The following is a 20,462-nucleotide window of genomic DNA, read 5'->3' on the forward strand; positions in this document are numbered from 1 at the left end:
ACGAAAGCAATCCAGACTGTTTCCGCGGAAAGATTCTGGATTGCTTCGCTTTGCTCGCAAGGACGGGGCGTTATCCCTGCGAAATCCGCATGGCTTTGCCGCGTTCCCGGCGCTAAAAGACGCCGGTCACACGGAGCACGTCATGCAAGATCTCTGGCGCCTGCCGGCCGCCGACCTCGCGACCCTCGTCAAATCCAGGAAAGTGTCCGCCCGGGAGGCGGCCAAGGCCGGCCTGGACCGCCTGGACGCCGTCAATCCCAAGCTCAACGCCGTGATCGACCACCGGCCCGACGACGTGCTCAGGCAGGCCGACGCCGTCGATGCCGCGATCGCCAGGGGCGAGGACCCCGGCGTGCTCGCCGGCGTGCCCGTCACCATCAAGGCCAATGTCGACCAGGAGGGCTTTGCCACCACCAATGGCCTGAAACTCCAGCGCGACCTGATCGCGCGCGAGGACAATCCGGTGGTCGCCAATTTCCGCAAATCCGGCGCCGTCCTGCTTGGCCGCACCAATTGCCCGGCCTTCTCCTACCGCTGGTTCACCACCAACCTCGTCCATGGCGACACCAAGAACCCGCGCGATGCGTCGCTGACGCCGGGCGGCTCGTCCGGCGGCGCCGGCTCGGCGGTCGCGGCCGGTATCGGCCATATCGCCCATGGCACCGATATCGCGGGCTCGATCCGCTATCCCGCCTATGCCTGCGGCGTGCATGGCCTGCGCCCGACGCTCGGCCGCATCCCCGCCTTCAATCCGGCGCTGCCGGAGCGTCCGATCGGGCCGCAGATCATGGCGGTCTCTGGACCGCTGGCCCGCACCGTGAATGACCTGCGCATTTCGCTCGCCGCGATGTCTGCGCGCGACGTGCGCGATCCCTGGTATGTGCCGGTGCCGCTGGAAGGCCCCGTGCGGCCGAAGCGCGCCGCGCTCTGCCTCAGCCCCGATGGCCTCGCGACCACGCCTGAGGTGAAAGCCGCCGTGACCGACGCCGGCAAGCGGCTTGAGCGCGCCGGCTGGACCGTCGAGACAATCGAGAACACCCCGCCGATGCGCGAGGCCGTCGAGTGGCAGCGTAAACTCTGGCTCGGCGATGCCTATGACGCGCAACTCGCAATGGCCGAGCGCGAGGGCGATCCCGGCGCATTGGCGTGCCTGCGCGGCAACCGCGCCAAGGTCACGCCGATGGACCAGGCGAATTACGCGATGGCGCTGACCCGCCGCGCCACGTTGACGCGTGACTGGATGCTGTTCTTCGAGAAATATGCCGTCGTGCTGACGCCGGTCTCCGGCGAGTTGCCGTTCCCCGATCATCTCGACCGCAAGGACGACGCCTCCTTCGAGCGCGTCTGGGAGGCGCAACTGCCGCAGATCGCGACGCCCTTCATGGGCCTCCCCGGCCTCGTGGTTTCGACCGGCCTCGTCGGCAAGACGCCGGTCGGCGTGCACATCGTCTCGGGCCGCTATCGCGAGGATCTGTGCCTGCTCGCAGGCGAGGCGATCGAGGCGGGCGGCGTGCCGCCGTCGCCGATCGATCCCGTGGGTTAGCGATGCCTGAGATTTACGACTTCAAGGCCAATTCGCTTCTCGGCGAAGAAGTGCCGATGCGCCGTTTCGAGGGGCAGGTGCTGCTGATCGTCAACACCGCGAGCAAGTGCGGGTTCACGCCGCAATATCGCGGGCTCGAGGATCTGCATCGCGATCTCTCGCCGCGCGGCTTTTCCGTGCTCGGCTTTCCCTGCAACCAGTTCGGCGCGCAGGAGCCGGGGCAGGCGGCTGAGATCCAGGCGTTCTGCTCGACCAATTACGACGTCACCTTTCCGCTGTTCGAGAAGATCGACGTCAACGGCGCCAACGCGCACCCCTTGTATGAGTACCTGAAACGGCAGCAATCCGGACTCTTGGGTGCCTCCATCAAATGGAATTTCACCAAATTCTTGGTGGACCGTGCCGGCAAGGTGATCGCGCGCTACGCGCCGACCGCAAGGCCGGAAGGATTGCGGCAGCAAATCGAGACCCTGTTATGAGCGAGACAATCATGAGCGACGAATTTCCGGACCGCCTGTCGGTCGATCCGAACAGCCCCTATTACAACGCGGACATCCTGGCGCGCGACGTCGGCATCCGCTTCAAGGGCATCGAGAAGACCAATGTCGAGGAGTACTGCATCAGCGAAGGCTGGGTCCGCGTCACCGCCGGCAATGCCAAGGACCGCTACGGCAATCCGCTGACCATCAAGGTGCACGGGCCGGTCGAGCCGTATTTCAGGGATAAGAAATAAGCCTTCGTCATTCCGGGGCGATGCGAAGCATCGAACCCGGAATCTCGAGATTGCGGGTTCGCGCTAACGCGCACCCCGGAATGACGACAAGAGAAAGCCACGCCCATGTCCGTCCGCATCGTCGACGTCCGTGAGATCACCAAGCCGATCTCGTCCCCGATCCGCAACGCCTATATCGACTTCACCAAGATGACGACGAGCCTCGTCGCCGTCGTCACGGATGTCGTGCGCGACGGCAAGCGCGTCGTCGGCTACGGCTTCAACTCCAACGGCCGCTACGGCCAAGGCGGCCTGATCCGCGAGCGCTTTGCCTCGCGCATCACGGAGGCCGATCCGAAGTCGCTGCTCAACGCTTCCGGCGACAATCTCGACCCCGACAAGGTCTGGGGCGCGATGATGACCAATGAGAAGCCGGGCGGCCATGGCGAGCGCTCGGTTGCGGTCGGCACCATCGACATGGCGGTGTGGGACGCAGTGGCGAAGATCGCCGGCAAGCCGCTGTTCCGCCTGCTCGCCGAGCGTCACGGCGTCAAAGCCAATCCGCGTGTGTTCGTCTACGCCGCCGGCGGCTACTACTATCCCGGCAAGGATCTTTCGATGCTGCGCGGCGAGATGCGCGGCTATCTCGATCGCGGCTACAATGTCGTCAAGATGAAGATCGGCGGCGCGCCAATTGAAGAAGACCGCACCCGCATCGAGGCGGTGCTGAAGGAGATCGGCAAGGACGCACAGCTCGCCGTCGACGCCAACGGCCGCTTCAACCTGGAGACCGGTATCGCCTACGCAAAGATGCTGCGCGACTATCCGCTGTTCTGGTACGAGGAGGTCGGCGATCCCCTCGACTACGCATTGCAGGCCGCGCTCGCCGAATTCTATCCCGGCCCGATGGCCACAGGCGAAAACCTCTTCAGCCACCAGGACGCTCGCAACCTGATCCGCTACAGCGGCATGCGCCCCGACCGCGACTGGCTGCAGTTCGACTGCGCACTGTCCTACGGCCTGTGCGAATATCAGCGCACGCTCGACGTGCTGAAAACCCACGGCTGGTCGCCGAGCCGTTGCATCCCGCATGGCGGCCACCAGATGTCGCTGAACATCGCCGCCGGCCTCGGTCTCGGCGGCAACGAAAGCTACCCGGATCTGTTCCAGCCCTACGGCGGCTTCCCCGACGGCGTGCGCGTCGAGAACGGCCACATCACCATGCCCGATCTCCCCGGCATCGGCTTCGAAGGCAAGTCCGACCTCTACAAGGAAATGAAGGCGCTGGCGGAGTAGCGTTGCAGTCGACGGCCGCGCCACACACTCAATGTCGTCCCGGCGAAAGCCCTAGGGCATGCACACATCTTTCTTGGCAGGAAGTTGCCTTGGGGGATTCCCGAATCGGCACTTTGTGTGATTCCTATTGCGACACTTCGGCTTTGGCGGAGGTGTTGGCATGCTGTCAGGCATCGATTGGACCTTGGGCCGGTTCGGGGATTGTCGTCTCGATAAAGGGGGGCGGCTCTCGTCGAACGCATGGTTGCGGGCAATACGGTCTGCCTGCGTCGGCTTTCCAAGGGAGATCGCGCGCTGGAAGTGCGGTTCAACCGCTTTCTCGGCCACGACAAGGTGACGGCGGAGCGGATTCTCGAAAGCTGGAGCGAACGCACGATCACCGCGGTGGAAGGCCGCCACGTGCTGGCCATCCAGGACACCAGCGAGATCCACTTCAACACGACGCCACAACGACGGCGCGGGCTCGGAGAAATCGGCAAAGGCAATAATTATGGCGTGCTGTTGCACCCGCTGCTGGCGGTGGATGCCGACGATGGCACCTGTCTTGGGCTTTTGAGCGGACAGATATGGACGCGCCAAGGCCGCCGCACGACCTCGCACGACAATCGGGAATTATCGGACAAGGAATCGCAGCGCTGGATATCCACCGCCGTTGCGGCCAGGCCGCTGCTCACCAAGGCCTCGGCGGTGACAGTGCTGGGGGATCGCGAGAGCGATATCTTTGCCCTTTATGCCAGTTCGGCCGAGCAGCACTTCCACGTCATCGCGCGCAGTATGCATGACCGCAAGCTTGCAGACCGCAACGCTTTATATGAGGTCAGCGATGCCATGGCCGCGGCGGATCGGCGTGCGGTCCAACTGCCTGCGCGCGCCGCACGGCCGGCACGTCTGGTCCAGCTCGAACTTCGCTTTGGCACGATCGAGCTTGCCCGCCCACAGAGCAAGTTCCTGCGCCATCTGCCGAAAAGCTTGCCGCTGGCGGTGGTCGACGTGCGCGAGATCAATGCCAAAACCGGCGTCGAGCCGCTGCACTGGCGGCTTCTCACCTCTCACGACGTCGCCGGCATTGAAGACGCCTGGCGTATCGTCCAATGGTACAAGCAGCGCTGGATTATCGAGCAGTTCTTCCGCGCCCTGAAGACGCAAGGCCTTAAGCTCGAAGACAGCCAGATCGGAACCGCCGATCGCCTTCTCAAGCTGGTCGCTATAGCCGCCAAGGCCGCCGTCATCACGATCCAGCTTCTGCAAGCGCGCGGTGGCGGTCAGCAGCTCCATCGCGTTGCCTTCAACGACGGCGAAATCGGTGCGCTTGCTGCTCTCAACAAGCAACTCGAAGCCAAGAGCAAACGACTCAAGAACCCGCATCCGCCCGACAGCCTCGCCTGGGCCGCCTGGATCATCGGCCGCCTCGGCGGTTGGGATGGCTATCCATCGTCCAAACCGCCGGGCCCGATCACCTTCAAAAACGGCCTCGAATACTTCAAAGCCGCCGCAGCCGGATGGAGCCTCAGAGATACGTGCATGCCCTAGGGCGAAAGCCGGGACCCATAACCCCAGGGAGGTGTTATGGCGCGAGCTGGTCATTCCGAGTCTTCGCCAAACCAAATCCTGTGGTTATGGGTCCCGGATCTGCGCTTCGCTTGTCCGGGACGACAGTTGAGTTCGCATCGCAGCCGCCACCCGTGCCACCACGATCGGCTGCCGCGCTCCATACATCAGCGACCGCCACAGCCATTCGAGCGGACCGTATCGGTAGTGGCGCAGCCACCAGGCGCTCAGCAGCACCTGCGCGGCGTAGACAGCGATGCCGATAGCGAGGGCCTGGGTGATGCCGAGTTGCCCGAACCGGCCGAGGCCGTAACCGTAAAAGATCCAGCCGAAGATGACGGATTGCGCGACGTAGTTGGTGAAGGCCATCCGTCCCAGCGGCGCGGCCCAGCCGAGCAGCTTCTTGCCGCGCTCGAAATGGGCGATGCCGAGAACGGCGGCGCCATAGCCCAGCGCCAGCAGGACGGTGCCGAGCGGCTCGCTGCCACGATAAAGCAGGCCAGCGCCGAGGGCGATCGCGGCAAGCGCGATGATGAACAGGGCGCGGGCATTTTGCATAACGCCGCTGCGCCAGGCCAGCGCACCCAGAAGGAACAGCCCGATCGTGCGCAGGAAGATGAAGGCGTGAAGCGAGGCGATGAGCGGAATTTCGCGCAGACGAAATGCAAGCACGTCGAGAAAGCCGCCCGTCGCATAGATGCGATTGGCATCCATGACGTCCCGCCAGATCACGGCCCTGCTCGGAAACAACCCGACCGGCGGAAAAGCCTGCATCGCCAGATACAGCGCCAGAAACACCAGCACGGCGAGAGCGAGCAACCAGCGCGGGCCAGACAGGAACGGCAGCACGATGAACCCGGCAAGCGCGTATTCGGTGAGGATGTCGCCGTTCCAGATCAGGCACAAGTGAATGACGCCGAACCCCAGCAGCGCGGCAAGCCGGCGGACGAGCAGGGCAGTGCGGCGCGCGCTCGCAAGCCGGTCGAACTGAATGGCAAGGCCTACGCCGAACAGCAGCGAGAATAGCGCGAACGCCTTGAGCTCGACGGCAGTTGTCAGGATCGCTTCGATGGCACGATCGATTGGTGAGGCCAGCGTTCTGGGACCAAGAAACTGGTCGAAGATCGAGACGCGAAACTCCATCACGAGGTTGATGGCCATGACGCCGAACAGGGCGATCCCCCGCAGCACGTCGATGGCATCGATCCGCTCCGAGGGATTTGTCGGATGGGGAGGCGCGGCGCGATCGGAAGTCATTGCGATATGAATCCCAATAGCGCCCTGGCTATTCTCGCTCCTACGACAACCGCATATCCAGCAACCGGCGTCCTTCGCCTTTGAGCAGCTTCTTCACCGCGCTGGACGCCACGACCTCGCCGTCATTGGCGTAGGCCTCGTGGTTCTTCTCGATGTCGTCGAGGCGGTAGAGATAGTTCACCATCACGCCGGCGGACTCGCGCACGCCCTTGGGCGAGAGGTCGCCGAGCCAGTTGATGCGCTCGAGGCGGGCGCCGTTGCCGAGATGGAAGCGGGCGACGGAATCGATCAGGCGGCCCTTCGACGTGCGCGCCTTCAGGAAGTAATGGGCGGCGAGCGGCTCGATCACGCCACGCAGCTGCGTCGTCGTTTCAGGGTTCTCATACCATTTGGGATCGTCGAGACGTTTCAGGATCTCACGGTCCTCGTCCGACAGCGGCAGATCCTTGTCCTGCTTTACCCATGGCATGAAGCCCGGCACCGGCGACAGCGTCACGAAGGTGTCGAGCTTCGGCGTCTCGCGGCGCAGCTCTTCGACCACCTGCTTGATCAGGAAGCTGCCGAAGGAGATGCCGCCGAGACCGCGCTGGGTGTTGGAGATCGAGTAGAACACGGCGGTGCGCGCCCTTTCGATCGACAAGTGCTGGCGATCGACCGCAAGCAGCGGCGCGATCGCGCCTGGAATCGTCTCGGTCAACGCCACCTCGACGAAGATCAAGGGCTCGTCCACCATCGCCGGGTGGAAGAAGGCGTAGCAGCGGCGGTCGACCGGATCGATGCGGCGACGCAGATCGTCCCAGTCGCTGATCTCGTGCACGGCTTCATAGCGGATGATCTTTTCGAGGATGTTGGCCGGGGTCGACCAGTCAATCCGGCGCAGCACGAGAAACCCCCTGTTGAACCACGACGAGAGAAGATGCGAGACGTCGCGATCGAGCGCAGCGAGATCGGTGTGTCCGTTCATCATGTCGAGCAGGTCGGCCCGCATGGCGACGAGATCGCCGGTGCCGCCCGGCGCGCGGTTGAGGCGGCGGATCAGTTCCTGCCGCCGAGGTTCCGAGGCGAAATGCAGCGAGCTTCCGTCCTCATCACTCGGATTGGCGCGCCATTTCTCGATCGCCCTGGTCAGACGCTCATGGTCGGGGCCGAAATCGCGCACCAGTCCTTCGAAGAAGGCGCGGCGTCCCGCCGCATCCAGTTCCTGGTAGATGTCGAGCACCTCGCGCGCCATCGCGGTGCCGGAGGCCTCGCCTCGGCCCGACAGCAGCGCGCCGCACAGCTCGATCAGTCCGTCGGCATCCTGCTTGGTGTCGGGGCCGTCCCCCCGGCGCAGCAGCGTGCGGCCGCGCTCGGAAATTGTGGCGAGCAGGTCGGAGAAGAAGGCATTGGCCATCTGGGCTTTTCGAATTCGGGTTTGTGCGGTGCGGAAGCTTACACGGGATTTAGGCGGATGCCGATCACAATCAAGCAGGGGAATTTTGTATCTTTAGGGGTACTATGCATCCCGCTGCACGCTGTCATGCGCCGCGTGGGCGTTGATGGAGCGGGGGTGTGCTCACCCCAAGCAAGCTGTCATGCGCCCGCGAAGGCGGGGCATCAGTGCTCCGCAGCGTCTCGGTCCATCACTGCCGTCTCGGAGTACTGGATCGCCCCGCGGGCGATGACACCGAATGTGAGACGACGGCAACGATCCCGTGGATGGGGCGGGGTAGGCGGCAGCTGCGGCCGCCTCACGTCTTCCCTGCAAACTCCGTCGGCGTCCGCCCCGTCACCTGGCGGAATGCGGCCGAGAACGCCGGCACGCTGGCATAGCCGAGTTGCGTGGCGAGCTGCTTCACCGACACGCTCGCATCTGTCGACAACCGCTGGATCGCCGCTGCAATCCTGGCGCGCTGGCACCAACTCTTGAAGCTCAGCTGCGTCTCGGTCGAGAACAGCCGCGACAGCGTGCGTGCGGAGGTTCCGACCTCGCGTGCCAATATGTCGATGTCGTGGAGCCCGGTGGGATCGTCGAGCACGATCATCGCGGCGCGGCGGCAGCGCGGCTCGTGCGGTAGCGGCACGAAGGTCGCGGAATCCTCGGCCTGATGCAGTTCCAGCATCACCAGGCGCACCAAGAGCTCGGTGCGCTCCTCGGTGTTGTGCGCCTCGAACAGAGCGAGGATCGCCTGGTTGAGCAGCGGCGACACCCGCACGACGAATTCCCTGGTCAACTCTTCAAGTCGCTGCTCGCGCTTGAGCCAGGCGAGGTCGAAATACAGCGTGCGCATCTCGATGTCGGCGAGCAGGTCGATGGCATGTTCGAGCCCGGCCGGCACCCAGACCGCGCGATCCGGCGGCACCAGCCAGCGCCCCTCCGGCGTCGTCACCTGCATCGTGCCTTTCGCGGCATAGATCAGCTGCGCCTCGCGGTGCATGTGCGGATCGATCCGCAGACCCTTCGGATAGTCGCGCGCCACCAGGTGCACGCCCGCGGTGGAGCGGTGGTTGCCCCGGACTTCCCGCAGGATTGGCGTTTCGACGACAGTCATTGGCAACATCCCGTCATTCGCTCGACATATAACTCATTTCGGAGCAGGAGAGGATTCCGAATGAACAGCCCCAGCCGGGTGATCAGTTTCGTCAATGCCGGCCATTTCATCGACCATTATGCGATGCTGATCTTCGCCGCCGCCGTGATCATCATGGGGCCGGCGCTCGGCATGGCCTATTCGGAGCTGCTTCCTTACGCGACCCCCGGTTTCATCGCCTTCGGCGCCGGCTCGCTGCTCACCGGATGGTTAGGGGACCGCTGGAGCCGCCGCCACATGATGCTGATCTTCTTCATCGGCATCGGCGCCTCCATGATCTCGGTCGGCTTCGTGCAGACACAAGTCCAGCTCGGTGCCGCGCTGCTCGCGATCGGCGTGTTCGCCTCGATCTATCACCCTGTTGGGACCGCGATGATCGTGTCCTATGCCGACAGGCTCGGCCGCGAGATGGGCATCAACGGCGTCTGGGGCAATCTCGGCGTCGCCTCGTCCGCGCTGGTCACCGGCGTGATCGGGCAATATCTCGGCTGGCGCTTTGCCTTCATCATTCCCGGCTTCGTCACCATCCTGATCGGCATCGCCTTCGCGATGCTGGTCGTGCACGAGGACCGCAAGGGCTCCAGGCAGGCGGCCGCGCAAGCGCGCGTCGCGAAGCAGGACATGTGGCGCGTCGTGCTGTCGCTGCTGATCGTGGTGATTGCCATCTCCACCACGTTCAACGCCGTCACCGTCGCGCTGCCGAAGCTGTTCGCGGAGCGTCTCGCAGACCTGACGAAAAGCCCGGCGCTGCTCGGCGTCATCGCGGCCTGCGTCTACGTGTTCGGCGCGATGACGCAGTACACGATCGGCCGGCTGCTCGACCGCTACTCGCTGAAGACGGTGGCGCTGCCGCTGTCCTTCATGCTGGCGCCGTTTCTGTATCTGGCCGCGAGCCTGAACAATCTGCCGCTGATATTGGTGTCCATCGGCATCGTCATGGGCGCGTTCGGGCAGGTCACGGTGAACGATGCCATGGTCGGCAAATACACCAGCGAGGAATGGCGCTCGCGCGCCTATGCCGTGCGCTATTTCATCGGCTTCACCGCGGCCGGCGCGTCGGTCGGCCTGGTGGCTTGGCTCTACGAGCAGGGCGGCTTCGTCACCATGCTGCACGCCTTCGCCGGCCTCTGCCTGCTCGCGATCGCGGCCGCGATCATCCTGCCGCGCGAGATCCGGACGCCGGCGGCGGCGTGAGGGAAGGCATGGCGGCAGGTACGGGCCCTGCTAGGCAACCTGCTGAACCAAATCCTGCGGCACGGCCAGGCATGATCTGACGCAGGCCTGGGCCAGGATGTCGGTGGGGTCCAGCAATGCCGCGCTCACGTCGCGGTCCAGCGCGGCGAGTGCGAGTGGAATTTCGGTGCAGGCCATGGCGATATGCGAACAGCCCCTGGCCGCGAGCGCTTCTGCTTCTCTTCCCAGGATCACGGCAGCCTCGTCGGTGCATCCTGCTTTCACCAGGCGGATCGCGCGCATGACCTCCGCTTGCGCCTTCGCATCGGGCACCACGCACGCATAGCCCCGTTCGGCAAGACGCTGCTGGTAGATTCCGGCGCGGACCGTGCCGTCCGTCGCAAGCAGGCCGATGGCTGGGCTCATCCGCTGCTCCGCAAGCGCGTCGGCGACGGCGTCGACGATGTGGATGATCGGCACTGACGTCTTGGCCTGGAGCGCACCGTGCCAATGGTGCGCCGTGTTGCAAGGGATCGCGATCCGGGTCGCGCCCGACAGCTCGAGCCGGCGCAGGGCATTCAGCATGGCGGGGAAGGGATCAGAGCCCTGGCCGAGAATGGCGGCCGTGCGATCGGGCACATCAGTCGCCGAGCACACGACCATCTGGATGTGGTCCTGGTCGCAGGATGCCGGGGTGTTCCGGATCACCTTGCCCATGAAATCCACGGTCGCCATCGGACCCATGCCGCCCAGAATGCCAAGCATCGTTGTCTCCTTGTCGCAGCCACGATGCACGGTCGCTTCAGGCAAATCCAATGCCTGTTCAGAACGGCATATGCGGCTTCTACATAGTTTTGGGGGCGGCCGATTGAGCGGCGTTCCAGACCTTCTCCACGATGGGCCGGGTTCGCCGCGCGCTTCGATAGAGCCGGACTTCCAGCGGAATCTCCGGCCCGACCATGGTGAGGGTGCCCTCGTCCAATTCCCGGGCAACGAGGCTGCGCGGCAGCCACGCCAGGCCGTAGCCCTCCAGCGCCATGAACTTGAGCCCCTCGGCCATGGCGTTCTCGTTGGTGTGGGTCACGTGCGCGGGCGGCGAGCCGGCCTGGGCCTGCGCGAAGGTGGCGACCCGCCCAAGGAACGAGTTCGCGGCGTAGCTGAGCAGGGGCAGGGAAGCCGCATCGTTCGTCGCCAAATTTGTGCTGCGGACGGCGACGAAACTGTCCATGCCGACGACGATATGCGGATAGAGCTCGGGCTCGAGTAGGATCGCTACGTTGGCGTGATGGAAGGTGAGCAGGAAGTCGTAGCTCCCTTCGACGAGCGCCTGCAGGCAGCTGTGAAAATCGTCGGGCAGCAGCCGGCTGCCGATGGGTCCGACGTCCTTCTCGATGGTCCGGAACCACCGCGGGAAAAAATGCAGCGACAGGGTATGCAGGGCCGCGATCGAGACGATCTGCGTGCTCGGCCGCTTGCTGGCCTGAAGCGCGAGACGGCTTGCATGGAGCATGCGAACCGTCTCCTCTGCAGTCTCCAGGAATTCGCGCCCTTCGGCGGTCAGCGTGGTCGGATAGTTGCTGCGGTCAACGAGGGACACGCCGAGCCAAAGCTCCAGCGCCTGGATTCTGCGGCTGAACGCAGATTGCGTCACGTGCCGCTCGTCCGCGGCGCGTGAGAAGCTGCGGGTTCGCGCGAGGCTGAGAAAATCTTCCAGCCATTTCAATTCCATCGTGTCCGCTCCGGTCTTCGCCTGCGCCCCCAGATTGGAGAGTTCGCTCCGGGAAGATGCCCGCTTATCCCAGCGAAATCTATGCAAAATCGGAATAGAGCTTGCCGGCATAACATTGGACGGCCCTCCATCTCCGAGCGCATGCATCCCCTTGCGGCGGGAAGCCTCAAACGCATCGGCGCGAGGCTCTCGACCGGCAACACTGTCTCCGAACAACGGAGCCGACCAGCGGGAGATGACGTGCGGACGGAACATGATCTGCTTGGCGAGCGCGAAGTGCCCCTCGAGGCCTATTACGGGGTCCATACGCTGCGCGCCGTCGAAAACCTCCCGATCAGCGGGATCGCGATTTCAGCCTACCCCGAGTTGATCGGCGCGCTCGCTGCCATCAAGCAGGCGGCGGCCCTGTCCAACATGGAGCTCGGTCTTCTCGATCAGCGGCGCGGGCGGGCGATCGTGGCGGCCTGCGAGGAATTGCGCGCCGGCCGGCTTCACGATCAGTTCGTGGTGGACGTCATCCAGGGCGGCGCCGGCACCTCCACCAACATGAACGCCAATGAGGTGATCGCAAACCGGGCGCTGGAGCTTCTCGGCCATGTCAGGGGCGAGTACGCCTCGCTCCATCCGAACGAGCACGTCAACATGAGCCAAAGCACCAATGACGTGTACCCCACGGCGTTGAAGATCGCGACGTCTCATGGCCTGCACACTCTCGTCATGGCGATGGATGTCCTGCGGCTCGCTTTTGCGCGCAAGGCCGAGGAATTCAAGGACGTCCTGAAAATGGGCCGTACCCAGCTGCAGGACGCGGTGCCGATGACGCTGGGGCAGGAGTTCAACACCTATGCCGTCATGATCGGCGAGGATCAGGACCGCCTGCGCGAAGCGGGGCTGCTGATTCACGAGATCAACATGGGCGCGACCGCCATCGGCACCGGCATCAACGCGCATCCGGATTATGCGCGCCTCGTCTGCCGCTATCTGAATGCGATCACGGGCTTGCCGCTGGTGACCGCCCCGGACCTGGTCGAGGCGACGCAGGATTGCGGCGCGTTCGTTCAGATCTCGGGCGTGCTGAAGCGCGTCGCGGTCAAGATCTCAAAGATCTGCAACGACCTGCGGCTGCTCTCGAGCGGACCGCGGGCCGGGTTCGGCGAGATCAACCTTCCGGCCGTCCAGGCCGGCTCCTCGATCATGCCCGGCAAGGTCAACCCGGTGATCCCCGAGGTCGTGAACCAGGTCGCCTTCGAGGTGATCGGCAACGACATCACGGTGACGATGGCCGCCGAAGCCGGCCAATTGCAGCTCAATGCGTTCGAGCCGATCATCGCGCACAGCCTGTTCAAGAGCATCAGCCATCTCGCGCAGGCATGCCTGACATTGGAGCGGAGCTGCGTCGCGGGCATCACGGCCAATCGTGAGCGCCTTCGGGCCGATGTCGAGAACTCGATCGGCCTCGTGACGGCGCTCAATCCCTATATCGGTTACGCCGCCGCGACGGCCGTCGCCGTGGAGGCGCATGCATCCGGTCGCGGCGTTGCCGAGCTCGTGCGCGAGCGGGGGCTGCTCACCGAAGCCACGCTTGCGGCGATCCTGAAGCCCGAAATGCTGACGCGGCCGCAAAGCCTTGCCGCCGTGGATCATGACGGCCGCCAGCCACAGCCGGTCTGCTGAAGCTATCAGCAAAACTGCGTCACCACGCGATTGCGCCGCGGGTCGTGGCCCGGCTGTCCTGAACCCGCGCGCCCAAGGGAGGAAATAAAGAAATGGCAACGAACGTCGACAATTCACCTGCGCGGTCCAACCGCCTCACCAATGCTCTCGTCGTCAGCCTTCTGCTCGGCATCCTGGCGGGCTACGCCTGTCATGAGCTGGCACCGACGCCGGAGACAGCGAAGACCATTTCCGGCTATTTCTCGATCGTCACCGACGTGTTCCTGCGCATGATCAAGATGATCATCGCGCCGCTCGTCTTCGCCACGATCGTCTCAGGGATCACCAGCCTCGGCTCCGAAGGCGGCGCGGTCGGCCGCATTGCCGCCAGGGCCATGGGCTGGTTCGTCTCGGCCTCACTCGTGTCTCTCGGTCTCGGCATGATCTTTGCGAACCTGTTCGCGCCGGGTCACGGCTTGCAGCTGCCGCTTCCCAGTGCGGATGCTACCAACACTTTGCAGACCGCCGGATTCAATCTGAAGGACTTCATCACCCACGTGTTTCCAACCAGCATCGCCCAGGCCATGTCGACGAACGAGATCTTGCAGATCCTGGTCTTCGCCGTGTTCTTCGGGCTCGCGCTCAGCAGGCTGAAGACGAGCCATGCCAGGACCATCGCGGCGTCCATCGACGAGCTGGTGCATATCATGCTGCAAATCACGAATTTCGTGATGAAGTTCGCGCCGCTCGGCGTGTTCGCGGCGATTGCGGCGGTGATTACCACGCAGGGACTTGGCGTTCTCCTGACCTACGGCAAGTTCATCGCGACCTTCTATTTCAGCCTCGCGGTGCTTTGGACTGTCCTCGTTCTCGTGGGGCTGGTGGCCCTCGGGCGGCCCGTCCTTCATCTCATCGGCCTGCTGCGCCAGCCGATGCTGCTCGCGTTCTCGACGGCGAGCAGCGAAGCCGCGTACCCCAAGATGATCGAGCAACTGACGAAGTTCGGCGTCAGCGAGCGCATCTCGGGCTTCGTGCTGCCTCTGGGTTACTCGTTCAACCTGGACGGCTCGATGATGTACCAGGCCTTTGCGGCTTTGTTCATCGCCCAGGCCTACGGCATCGAGCTCAGCTTCACGCAGCAGCTCGTCATGCTGCTGGTGATGATGGTCACCAGCAAGGGCATCGCCGGCGTGCCGCGCGCCGGGCTCGTGGTCGTTGCCGCGACCCTGCCGATGTTCAACCTGCCGGTGGGCGGCATGCTTCTCATCATGGGCATCGACCAGTTCCTGGACATGGGGCGGACCATGACCAACGTCATCGGCAACGGCATTGCCACGGCTGCCGTGGCGAAGTGGGAAGACAAGCGAGGACTGGCCGAAGAGGGATCGTCCGAGACCGCGGTGCCGGCCGTCGCCGTCGCCGGCGCGGCCGTTGCCGGCGCGGCGGGCGGATGAGCCGGTTGGTCGGCCCATTCTCGAGAAAATAACACGCGTAATCCAAAGGCCCCGGGAGATGTCCCGGGGCCTTTGAGCTCATATTGCACGGCCCGATGAGAGCAACATCAGGCTGGTGGAAGGCTGCGCGCTCAACGTTTCGGGTTGCGCCCGCGGATATGGTCAAAACCTTGCTTGATTGCGGCAAAGCGCGCTTCGACGATCGGCTCAAATTCGAGGTCGGTGAAGATATAAGGCCAGTCGTTTTCGACGCCTTCGCGGACGAGTTCACCGACATAGAGGGGATCGATGCCCTGAGTGACGCGTTCGCGGATGAGATTGATCCGCTCGGCAATCGGGCCCGACGTCGGCGGGGCGCGGACTTCCCCCTCGAAGCGTTTGGGGAGGTTGCGGCTTGAGTTCATGATGTGCGTGCGGATGAACCCGGGGCACAGCACCGACACCCCGATCCCGCGGGGCGCGAGTTCCTGCCGCAATCCCTCGGACAGCGCGACAACGCCGTACTTTGAAACATTGTATGCAGTGCTCCCCCCTGAAATGAGGCCGGCGATCGAGGCCGTGGAGACGATATGTCCACCCTCGCCATGCTGCTCGATCAACGGTCCGAAGATCTCGATCCCCCAAATGGTCGCCATCAGGTTGACGCCCAGGGTCCAATTCCACGACGCTTCGGTCCAGGTGCCATAGGGCCCGCCGCCGCCGACGCCCGCATTGTTGACGAGGATGTGCACCTTGCCGTAGCGGGCGGTCGTGGCTTCGGCGGCCGCCACGAGTTCGGCCTTGAGTGAGACGTCGGCTTTCACGCCCTCGACATCGACGTTGGTGAGCTTCAATTGCTTGAGCGCCGCGGACAGAGCTTCTTCTTCAATATCGCAAAGCATCACTTTCGCCCCGGCCTGGGCGAAAGCGGTCGCGATCCCCAGGCCAATGCCTGACGCTGCACCGGTCACGAACGCAGTCTTTCCAGCGAGTTCTTTCACGCGCATTCTCCTCCGGCAAGCCGAGCCTCTTGCACCAAAACGTCAAGTTGTCCCGGACGGCATATGACCGCACTTTCGAGCGATTTGGAAGCCTGCCGGATGTCCGCGTCTGGCCCTTCGCGTCTTTTGCTGGGCCGACAAGGGTGGTCACTCTCGGAAGCGCGGCGGAATTGGTCAATTCATGAGCGCGCGTCCCATTTCCCATTTGTCGCTCGGACCGTTGTCGCGGCCCTTCGTTCCGGCCGGCATGACCATCTCGCTTCGATGCAAGATGCGACTTGCCGATGCAAATTTCGCATAACAATTTGCCGATGGCATCGCGTTCGACGTTGTCAGTGAAAGTCCTCGTCAAGCTTTCGGCTGCAAGCTTCAGCATTCATTGCAAGGGCAAGGGATTTCGCATGAAGAAGACCAAGATCGCGTGGCGGCTGGGCATGCTCACGCTTGGCAGTGTTCTGGCGATGATGGTTCTCGTCGGCGTGTCCCTGGTCCAGCTGCGCGACCAGATGGAGGCTGAGAGGACACGGGCGCTGCGTGGCGCCGTGGACGTGGTCGCATCGCAGATCGCAGCCTATCAGCTAGATGTGCTGTCGGGCCGGATGAGCCGCGACGAGATGGTTGCGAGGATCAGGGAGATCGTCGCGAAATCGCGATATGACGGCAACAACTATTTCTTCGTCTACGATTGGGACGGGCTCAATCTCGCCGATGGCGGCACCCCCGAGAACGTCGGGAAGAACCTGATCGACAAGGGCGATGTCAATGGGCACTTGTTCCGGCGCGAAATCGTCGACCTCGCGCATGGCGCCGGGGCCGGCACCGTCACTTACTACTTTCCCCGCAGCGGCCAACCGGAGCCGCTGCGCAAAAGGGCCTTCGTCAGGGCGCTTCCGGACCTCAAATTGATGGTCATCAGTGGCATGTACGTCGACGATCTCGACGAGTCGTTCAAGGCGGCAGCTCTGCGGCTCGGTGGTCTTGCCTTGCTCGTCGTGCTCATGAGCGTGGCGTTTGCGGTTCTGATCGCTGGTACGATCTCCCGGCCGCTGCGGCGTCTCGAGGAGCGTCTGCGCCAGATCGTGTCGGGTGAGATCGAAGGCAACATTCCGGGGCTGGATCGGCGCGACGAGATCGGGGCCATGGCCGCGGCGGTCGCCGTCTTGCGTGACCATTCGGCCGACCGGTTGTCGCTTCAGGTGTCGCAGGCGAAGCTCAAGATGCAGGCAGAAAGCGAGCTGAAGGACGTTCTCTCGCGCGCCACCTCATCTTTCGAGGAGTCGGTCGTCGGCTCGGTGGATGAGGTCGTTGAGGCGGCCCGACAGATCGCCGATGCGATCCAGGAATTGGAGCGGTTCAACGCAGACAATTTGTCGTGCAGCCGCACGGCGTCGGCGTCCGCAGAGGACATCGCCGGCAGCGTGCAGACCATGGCCGCAGGGGTCGAGCAGCTCGATGCCTCCACCCGCAACATCAACGGGCGGGCCCAGGAAGCAAGCCAGGTGGCGGATATCGCCAGCGGCCGCGCGACCCAGGCCGGATTGATGGTCGAGAGCATGGTGCAGGCGGCGACAAAGATAGGAAGCGTCGTGGAATTGATCAGCGATATCGCCGGCCAGACCAATCTGCTGGCGCTGAATGCGACCATCGAGGCGGCGCGGGCGGGCGAGGCCGGCCGCGGCTTTGCGGTGGTGGCGGCGGAGGTCAAGACGCTTGCAACGCAGACCGCGAGAGCGACTGAGGACATCTCCTCGCAGGTGCTCGGCATCCAGTCGGCGACGCAGGCGGCGGCAAGTGAAATCGCTGCGATCGTCGACGTCATCAGGGACATCAGAGAGCAGAGCGCGACGATTGCCAGGGAGGTTCAGGAGCAGAGCGGCGCTACGAGCGACATCAATCGCGCGGCTCGGAGCGCCGCCGAAGGGGCCGAGCATCTCCAGAAGTCGGTCGAGGATGTCTGTTCGAAGGCCGTCATGGGGCAGTCGATTGCCCAGGGCGCAGGCACGCGCGCGGAGGCGCTGCGCAGCAGATTTGGCGATTTGAACGAAGCGGCGTTGGGATTCGTCCGGAGGCTTCAGGCCCTGCAGTCGGCGGCGTAAGGCTCTCGCCAACCTTGTAGGATGGGTTGAGCTCTTGCGAAACCCATCGCTTCACGGGCGTCGCAGTATCAAGCAATCGTTGGTGCGACCTGATCAAGCGAACGAAGCTTGACGGGTTTCGCTTCGCGACTCGAATGCCCCTAAGCGAGAGGTGTTGAGTTTGCCCCAAATCTCGTCGCGAAGGCGTTTGGCCACGCCATAGCCGCCCCCGAAGGTCGCCTCAGTTGGCGGTCTCTTTAATCTTCCCCGATCCGCCGCATTTCGTGCAGGGACGAAACTCATTCTTTTCGCCCAAGCGAACCGGATGCATGCCCCTATCTTGGCCTGTCCCGTCACACTCAGGGCAGTTGCGTTCGACTTCATTCTGGTCGGTCATGTGCACCTCTCAGTCGGCGACCTCTTGATTATCAGGCCAGGCAGAGAATGTCGCCTCCTTGGCCAATGATTCCAACCCCGGTACTTGCTGTGGCGTCAGCTGTGAAGGGAGCCGGACGTGCTCGCGAGATGATCCAATCGACGCAAATGCCCCCAAATTGACAGTCGTCACTCGGCGGAGCATCGACCCAGCCAGTCGGGTTTCAAATTGACGGCGCGTCTGTTTACCTTTGATATGCGCCTGTTGTTTTAACCATGGAGCCCACAATGCATTTTTCTGTCAAATCTGCTGCAGTGTCGCTTTTCTTGATGATCGGCTTTGCTCTGCCGGTTCACGCACAGAACAACAAGCCGATCAGGTCAGGCGATTGGTACGAAGATCGGGCGAGTTTTAGTTCGACTGGTGGCTCATCGATGTCGCTGAATTTCTCGCAATCGCCCACGGACAAGTTCCTGAACGTCACGCACGTCACGTGCTATATCCAGACACTCACCAGCCAAGTTCTCCAAGACGTTGAGTTATACGTGGGAACGACAAGTGGATCAGGTGATCTACTCCGTCCGATGTTTATTCGTGGCACGATGTCTCCGGAAATCGGGCAGCGCAAACACTACGGTATCAATACAGACGCAGTGTATTTTAAGATGGGGCCGGGGCGGTATCCATCGATTTACATCAATACAGATAGTGCAACTTCTGGACTTTTTTCCATCAGCGCCAACTGTACCATCGTCGGAAACCTGACGGATAACTAACCGCGATTTTACGGAGGCCACCTCATCCTCAGTGCTACGTGCGTTATCGTCGGAAAGTTGATCGACAACCAAGCCGGTGAACCTGTGGAGGCCGCCAACGGAGGCGGCCTCTTTTCGGATCACAGCGCGTAGGATGGGTCAAGCTCTTGCGAAACCCATCGCTTCACGGGCGGCGCCAGTATCGAGTAATCGTTGGTGCGACCGGATCAAGCGGCGAGGTTTGATGGGTTTCGCTTCGCTCTACCCATCCTACGCGCTACGACTTTGCGTCGCCATCCATGTCCGTTCACGGCCCTTCGCGTCATTTGCTGGGCGGGCAAGGGTTGCCATCGGGAGCGAAGCGGACGTGACCAAAATTCTATGAGTACGCGCCCTGGCTTCTGTTCGTCGCGCGAAGCGCAGCCGCCGCTTTCGCTACAGCGAGCTGCGGCCGGCTGATGCAAATGACGCGATCAGGCCTTGGGGTGGAAATTCGACTGAGGCTGCAAGTCCGATGCCGAGAACGAGCCGGCCCCGACGGCGACCTGGCCAACCGGGACAGTCAGGTTGCGCGCCACGCCGGTCCCCTTCAGTAGCCCTGCTCGGCGATCAGGATCCGCTTCGCGGAAGCTGCCGCCGGCCGACAATGTGCAGGTGTCGACGGTGATCTGCCCGAGCAATTGACTTCCAGAACCGAGATCGGTTTCTCCGAACACGGATGCGCCGTTGAGATAGCGGCCTTCATCACCGATCGATATCGACGCACCCGTCGATTGGCCTTCGCCGTAAATCCGCCTTCACCGAATTGGTTGTGGCTGCCGATTCGGATGCTGCCGTTCGATGCTTCGATCAGGGTGTTGGCGTGGAATGTGTTGCCGTTTTGAACTTCAAGAGCGCCACCATCGGTACAAAACAGATAGACCCCCGGAAAGAAGACGTTGTCGCGACCGATGACAGCGCGGGCCGAGATGAGCACGGAGTACGGATCATAGAAGAGATTGCCTCGACAGGAGAGATCAATCAATTCGGCTGGGGTCAAGAGCCCCTTCTGTCGGCGGACTTCATCGATATATGCAGAAACGGACATGCCCATGTTGCTCCCACGGCTGCCCGATCAACCCCAAAATCGCTGCGATCGTCAATGTCGTTCGTGACATTCGCGAGCGGAGCGCGCGCACAACACGGCGGCAGGCAGTCGGCTCCCTCTCCCGCTTGCGGGTCGCTTGCGGGGGAGGGTTGCGGTGGGGGTCTCCGCGTCGGGATTGCTAGGGATAGCGGAGGAGATCCCTGCGTGGTGAGAGCCCGCACCCGCCGCGCTCTGCGAGCGCGTCGGCCTCTCCC

17 protein-coding genes are annotated in these 20,462 nt (G+C 63.3%); 10 read left to right on the forward strand and 7 right to left on the reverse strand.

The genetic code is table 11. The features are described from left to right. The first annotated feature begins 142 nt into the window (after positions 1 to 142). The 5 genes from ACWAT4_RS10125 to ACWAT4_RS10145 all read left to right on the forward strand — a co-directional run bounded on the left by ACWAT4_RS10125 (position 143) and on the right by ACWAT4_RS10145 (position 5,081). Complete coding sequence (locus tag ACWAT4_RS10125) at positions 143 to 1,543, forward strand: amidase family protein (protein WP_449730455.1); 1,401 nt, start codon at positions 143 to 145, stop codon at positions 1,541 to 1,543. A 2-nt stretch (positions 1,544 to 1,545) separates the two neighbouring features. Beyond that, complete coding sequence (locus tag ACWAT4_RS10130) at positions 1,546 to 2,022, forward strand: glutathione peroxidase (RefSeq protein WP_212299038.1); 477 nt, start codon at positions 1,546 to 1,548, stop codon at positions 2,020 to 2,022. After that, positions 2,019 to 2,276, forward strand: a complete 258-nt coding sequence (locus ACWAT4_RS10135; RefSeq protein WP_027548492.1) for a DUF3297 family protein — start codon at positions 2,019 to 2,021, stop codon at positions 2,274 to 2,276. The genes ACWAT4_RS10130 and ACWAT4_RS10135 overlap by 4 nt, the downstream gene beginning before the upstream one ends. A 105-nt stretch (positions 2,277 to 2,381) precedes the next feature. Further along, positions 2,382 to 3,551 (forward strand): D(-)-tartrate dehydratase, encoded by a 1,170-nt coding sequence (tarD, locus tag ACWAT4_RS10140; RefSeq protein ID WP_449730456.1) that lies wholly within the window; start codon positions 2,382 to 2,384, stop codon positions 3,549 to 3,551. A 240-nt stretch (positions 3,552 to 3,791) separates the two neighbouring features. Beyond that, a complete protein-coding gene (locus tag ACWAT4_RS10145; protein ID WP_212445239.1) occupies positions 3,792 to 5,081 on the forward strand; it encodes an IS4 family transposase in 1,290 nt (429 codons plus the stop codon). A gap of 84 nt (positions 5,082 to 5,165) precedes the next feature. On the opposite strand, the gene ACWAT4_RS10150 is transcribed toward ACWAT4_RS10145, so the two are convergent. The 3 genes from ACWAT4_RS10150 to ACWAT4_RS10160 form a co-directional block, all read right to left on the reverse strand. Next, positions 5,166 to 6,356 carry a DUF418 domain-containing protein gene (locus ACWAT4_RS10150; protein ID WP_449730457.1) on the reverse strand — a complete coding sequence of 397 codons (1,191 nt, stop codon included), beginning with the start codon at positions 6,354 to 6,356 and terminating at the stop codon, positions 5,166 to 5,168. Positions 6,357 to 6,396: 40 nt separating this feature from the next. Continuing rightward, entirely contained in the window at positions 6,397 to 7,749 is a 1,353-nt protein-coding gene (locus ACWAT4_RS10155) for a malonyl-CoA decarboxylase (protein ID WP_212299035.1), read from the reverse strand. A 337-nt stretch (positions 7,750 to 8,086) separates the two neighbouring features. Further along, positions 8,087 to 8,887, reverse strand: coding sequence for an AraC family transcriptional regulator (locus ACWAT4_RS10160; protein WP_449730458.1), 801 nt, complete (start codon positions 8,885 to 8,887; stop codon positions 8,087 to 8,089). A 60-nt stretch (positions 8,888 to 8,947) separates the two neighbouring features. Here ACWAT4_RS10160 and ACWAT4_RS10165 point away from each other — a divergent pair, with 60 nt between their 5' ends. Continuing rightward, positions 8,948 to 10,120 carry an MFS transporter gene (locus tag ACWAT4_RS10165; RefSeq protein ID WP_449730459.1) on the forward strand — a complete coding sequence of 391 codons (1,173 nt, stop codon included), beginning with the start codon at positions 8,948 to 8,950 and terminating at the stop codon, positions 10,118 to 10,120. Between the two features lie 30 nt (positions 10,121 to 10,150). Here the strand turns inward: ACWAT4_RS10165 and cuyB are convergent, their stop codons facing one another. Together cuyB and ACWAT4_RS10175 are read right to left on the reverse strand one after the other, a co-directional pair. Beyond that, a complete protein-coding gene (cuyB, locus tag ACWAT4_RS10170; RefSeq protein ID WP_449730460.1) occupies positions 10,151 to 10,864 on the reverse strand; it encodes a cysteate racemase in 714 nt (237 codons plus the stop codon). A gap of 79 nt (positions 10,865 to 10,943) precedes the next feature. Continuing rightward, positions 10,944 to 11,828 carry a LysR family transcriptional regulator gene (locus ACWAT4_RS10175; RefSeq protein WP_449731191.1) on the reverse strand — a complete coding sequence of 295 codons (885 nt, stop codon included), beginning with the start codon at positions 11,826 to 11,828 and terminating at the stop codon, positions 10,944 to 10,946. 240 nt (positions 11,829 to 12,068) lie between these two features. Here ACWAT4_RS10175 and aspA point away from each other — a divergent pair, with 240 nt between their 5' ends. Both aspA and ACWAT4_RS10185 read left to right on the forward strand, forming a co-directional pair. Beyond that, the gene (gene aspA / locus ACWAT4_RS10180; RefSeq protein ID WP_449730461.1) at positions 12,069 to 13,502 is read left to right on the forward strand and encodes an aspartate ammonia-lyase; all 1,434 of its coding nucleotides are present in this window, start codon (positions 12,069 to 12,071) and stop codon (positions 13,500 to 13,502) included. A 92-nt stretch (positions 13,503 to 13,594) separates the two neighbouring features. Further along, positions 13,595 to 14,935 carry a dicarboxylate/amino acid:cation symporter gene (locus ACWAT4_RS10185; RefSeq protein WP_449730462.1) on the forward strand — a complete coding sequence of 447 codons (1,341 nt, stop codon included), beginning with the start codon at positions 13,595 to 13,597 and terminating at the stop codon, positions 14,933 to 14,935. 131 nt (positions 14,936 to 15,066) lie between these two features. On the opposite strand, the gene ACWAT4_RS10190 is transcribed toward ACWAT4_RS10185, so the two are convergent. Next, on the reverse strand, positions 15,067 to 15,915 hold the full coding sequence (locus tag ACWAT4_RS10190; protein WP_449730463.1) for an SDR family NAD(P)-dependent oxidoreductase: 849 nt from the start codon (positions 15,913 to 15,915) through the stop codon (positions 15,067 to 15,069). A 401-nt stretch (positions 15,916 to 16,316) separates the two neighbouring features. Between ACWAT4_RS10190 and ACWAT4_RS10195 the strand changes: the two genes are divergently transcribed. Continuing rightward, on the forward strand, positions 16,317 to 18,011 hold the full coding sequence (locus ACWAT4_RS10195) for a methyl-accepting chemotaxis protein (RefSeq protein WP_449730464.1): 1,695 nt from the start codon (positions 16,317 to 16,319) through the stop codon (positions 18,009 to 18,011). 642 nt (positions 18,012 to 18,653) lie between these two features. Next, entirely contained in the window at positions 18,654 to 19,142 is a 489-nt protein-coding gene (locus ACWAT4_RS10200) for a hypothetical protein (protein ID WP_212446701.1), read from the forward strand. Between the two features lie 568 nt (positions 19,143 to 19,710). Here the strand turns inward: ACWAT4_RS10200 and ACWAT4_RS10205 are convergent. Continuing rightward, positions 19,711 to 20,208, reverse strand: a complete 498-nt coding sequence (locus tag ACWAT4_RS10205) for a hypothetical protein (protein WP_449730465.1) — start codon at positions 20,206 to 20,208, stop codon at positions 19,711 to 19,713. Positions 20,209 to 20,462: the final 254 nt, after the last annotated feature.

Source organism: Bradyrhizobium sp. T-1 (genome assembly GCF_053592855.1).

Excerpts from the sequence above, each read along its gene's own strand:
- ACWAT4_RS10160 (WP_449730458.1), bottom strand. The coding sequence starts at position 8,887 with ATGACTGTCGTCGAAACGCCAATCCTGCGGGAAGTCCGGGGCAACCAC.
- ACWAT4_RS10155 (WP_212299035.1), bottom strand. The coding sequence starts at position 7,749 with ATGGCCAATGCCTTCTTCTCCGACCTGCTCGCCACAATTTCCGAGCGC.
- ACWAT4_RS10135 (WP_027548492.1), top strand. The coding sequence starts at position 2,019 with ATGAGCGAGACAATCATGAGCGACGAATTTCCGGACCGCCTGTCGGTC.
- ACWAT4_RS10185 (WP_449730462.1), top strand. The coding sequence starts at position 13,595 with ATGGCAACGAACGTCGACAATTCACCTGCGCGGTCCAACCGCCTCACC.
- ACWAT4_RS10145 (WP_212445239.1), top strand. The coding sequence starts at position 3,792 with ATGGTTGCGGGCAATACGGTCTGCCTGCGTCGGCTTTCCAAGGGAGAT.
- ACWAT4_RS10130 (WP_212299038.1), top strand. The coding sequence starts at position 1,546 with ATGCCTGAGATTTACGACTTCAAGGCCAATTCGCTTCTCGGCGAAGAA.
- ACWAT4_RS10150 (WP_449730457.1), bottom strand. The coding sequence starts at position 6,356 with ATGACTTCCGATCGCGCCGCGCCTCCCCATCCGACAAATCCCTCGGAG.
- ACWAT4_RS10195 (WP_449730464.1), top strand. The coding sequence starts at position 16,317 with ATGAAGAAGACCAAGATCGCGTGGCGGCTGGGCATGCTCACGCTTGGC.
- tarD (WP_449730456.1), top strand. The coding sequence starts at position 2,382 with ATGTCCGTCCGCATCGTCGACGTCCGTGAGATCACCAAGCCGATCTCG.
- ACWAT4_RS10175 (WP_449731191.1), bottom strand. The coding sequence starts at position 11,828 with ATGGAATTGAAATGGCTGGAAGATTTTCTCAGCCTCGCGCGAACCCGC.
- ACWAT4_RS10200 (WP_212446701.1), top strand. The coding sequence starts at position 18,654 with ATGCATTTTTCTGTCAAATCTGCTGCAGTGTCGCTTTTCTTGATGATC.
- cuyB (WP_449730460.1), bottom strand. The coding sequence starts at position 10,864 with ATGCTTGGCATTCTGGGCGGCATGGGTCCGATGGCGACCGTGGATTTC.
- ACWAT4_RS10125 (WP_449730455.1), top strand. The coding sequence starts at position 143 with ATGCAAGATCTCTGGCGCCTGCCGGCCGCCGACCTCGCGACCCTCGTC.
- ACWAT4_RS10165 (WP_449730459.1), top strand. The coding sequence starts at position 8,948 with ATGAACAGCCCCAGCCGGGTGATCAGTTTCGTCAATGCCGGCCATTTC.
- ACWAT4_RS10205 (WP_449730465.1), bottom strand. The coding sequence starts at position 20,208 with ATGTCCGTTTCTGCATATATCGATGAAGTCCGCCGACAGAAGGGGCTC.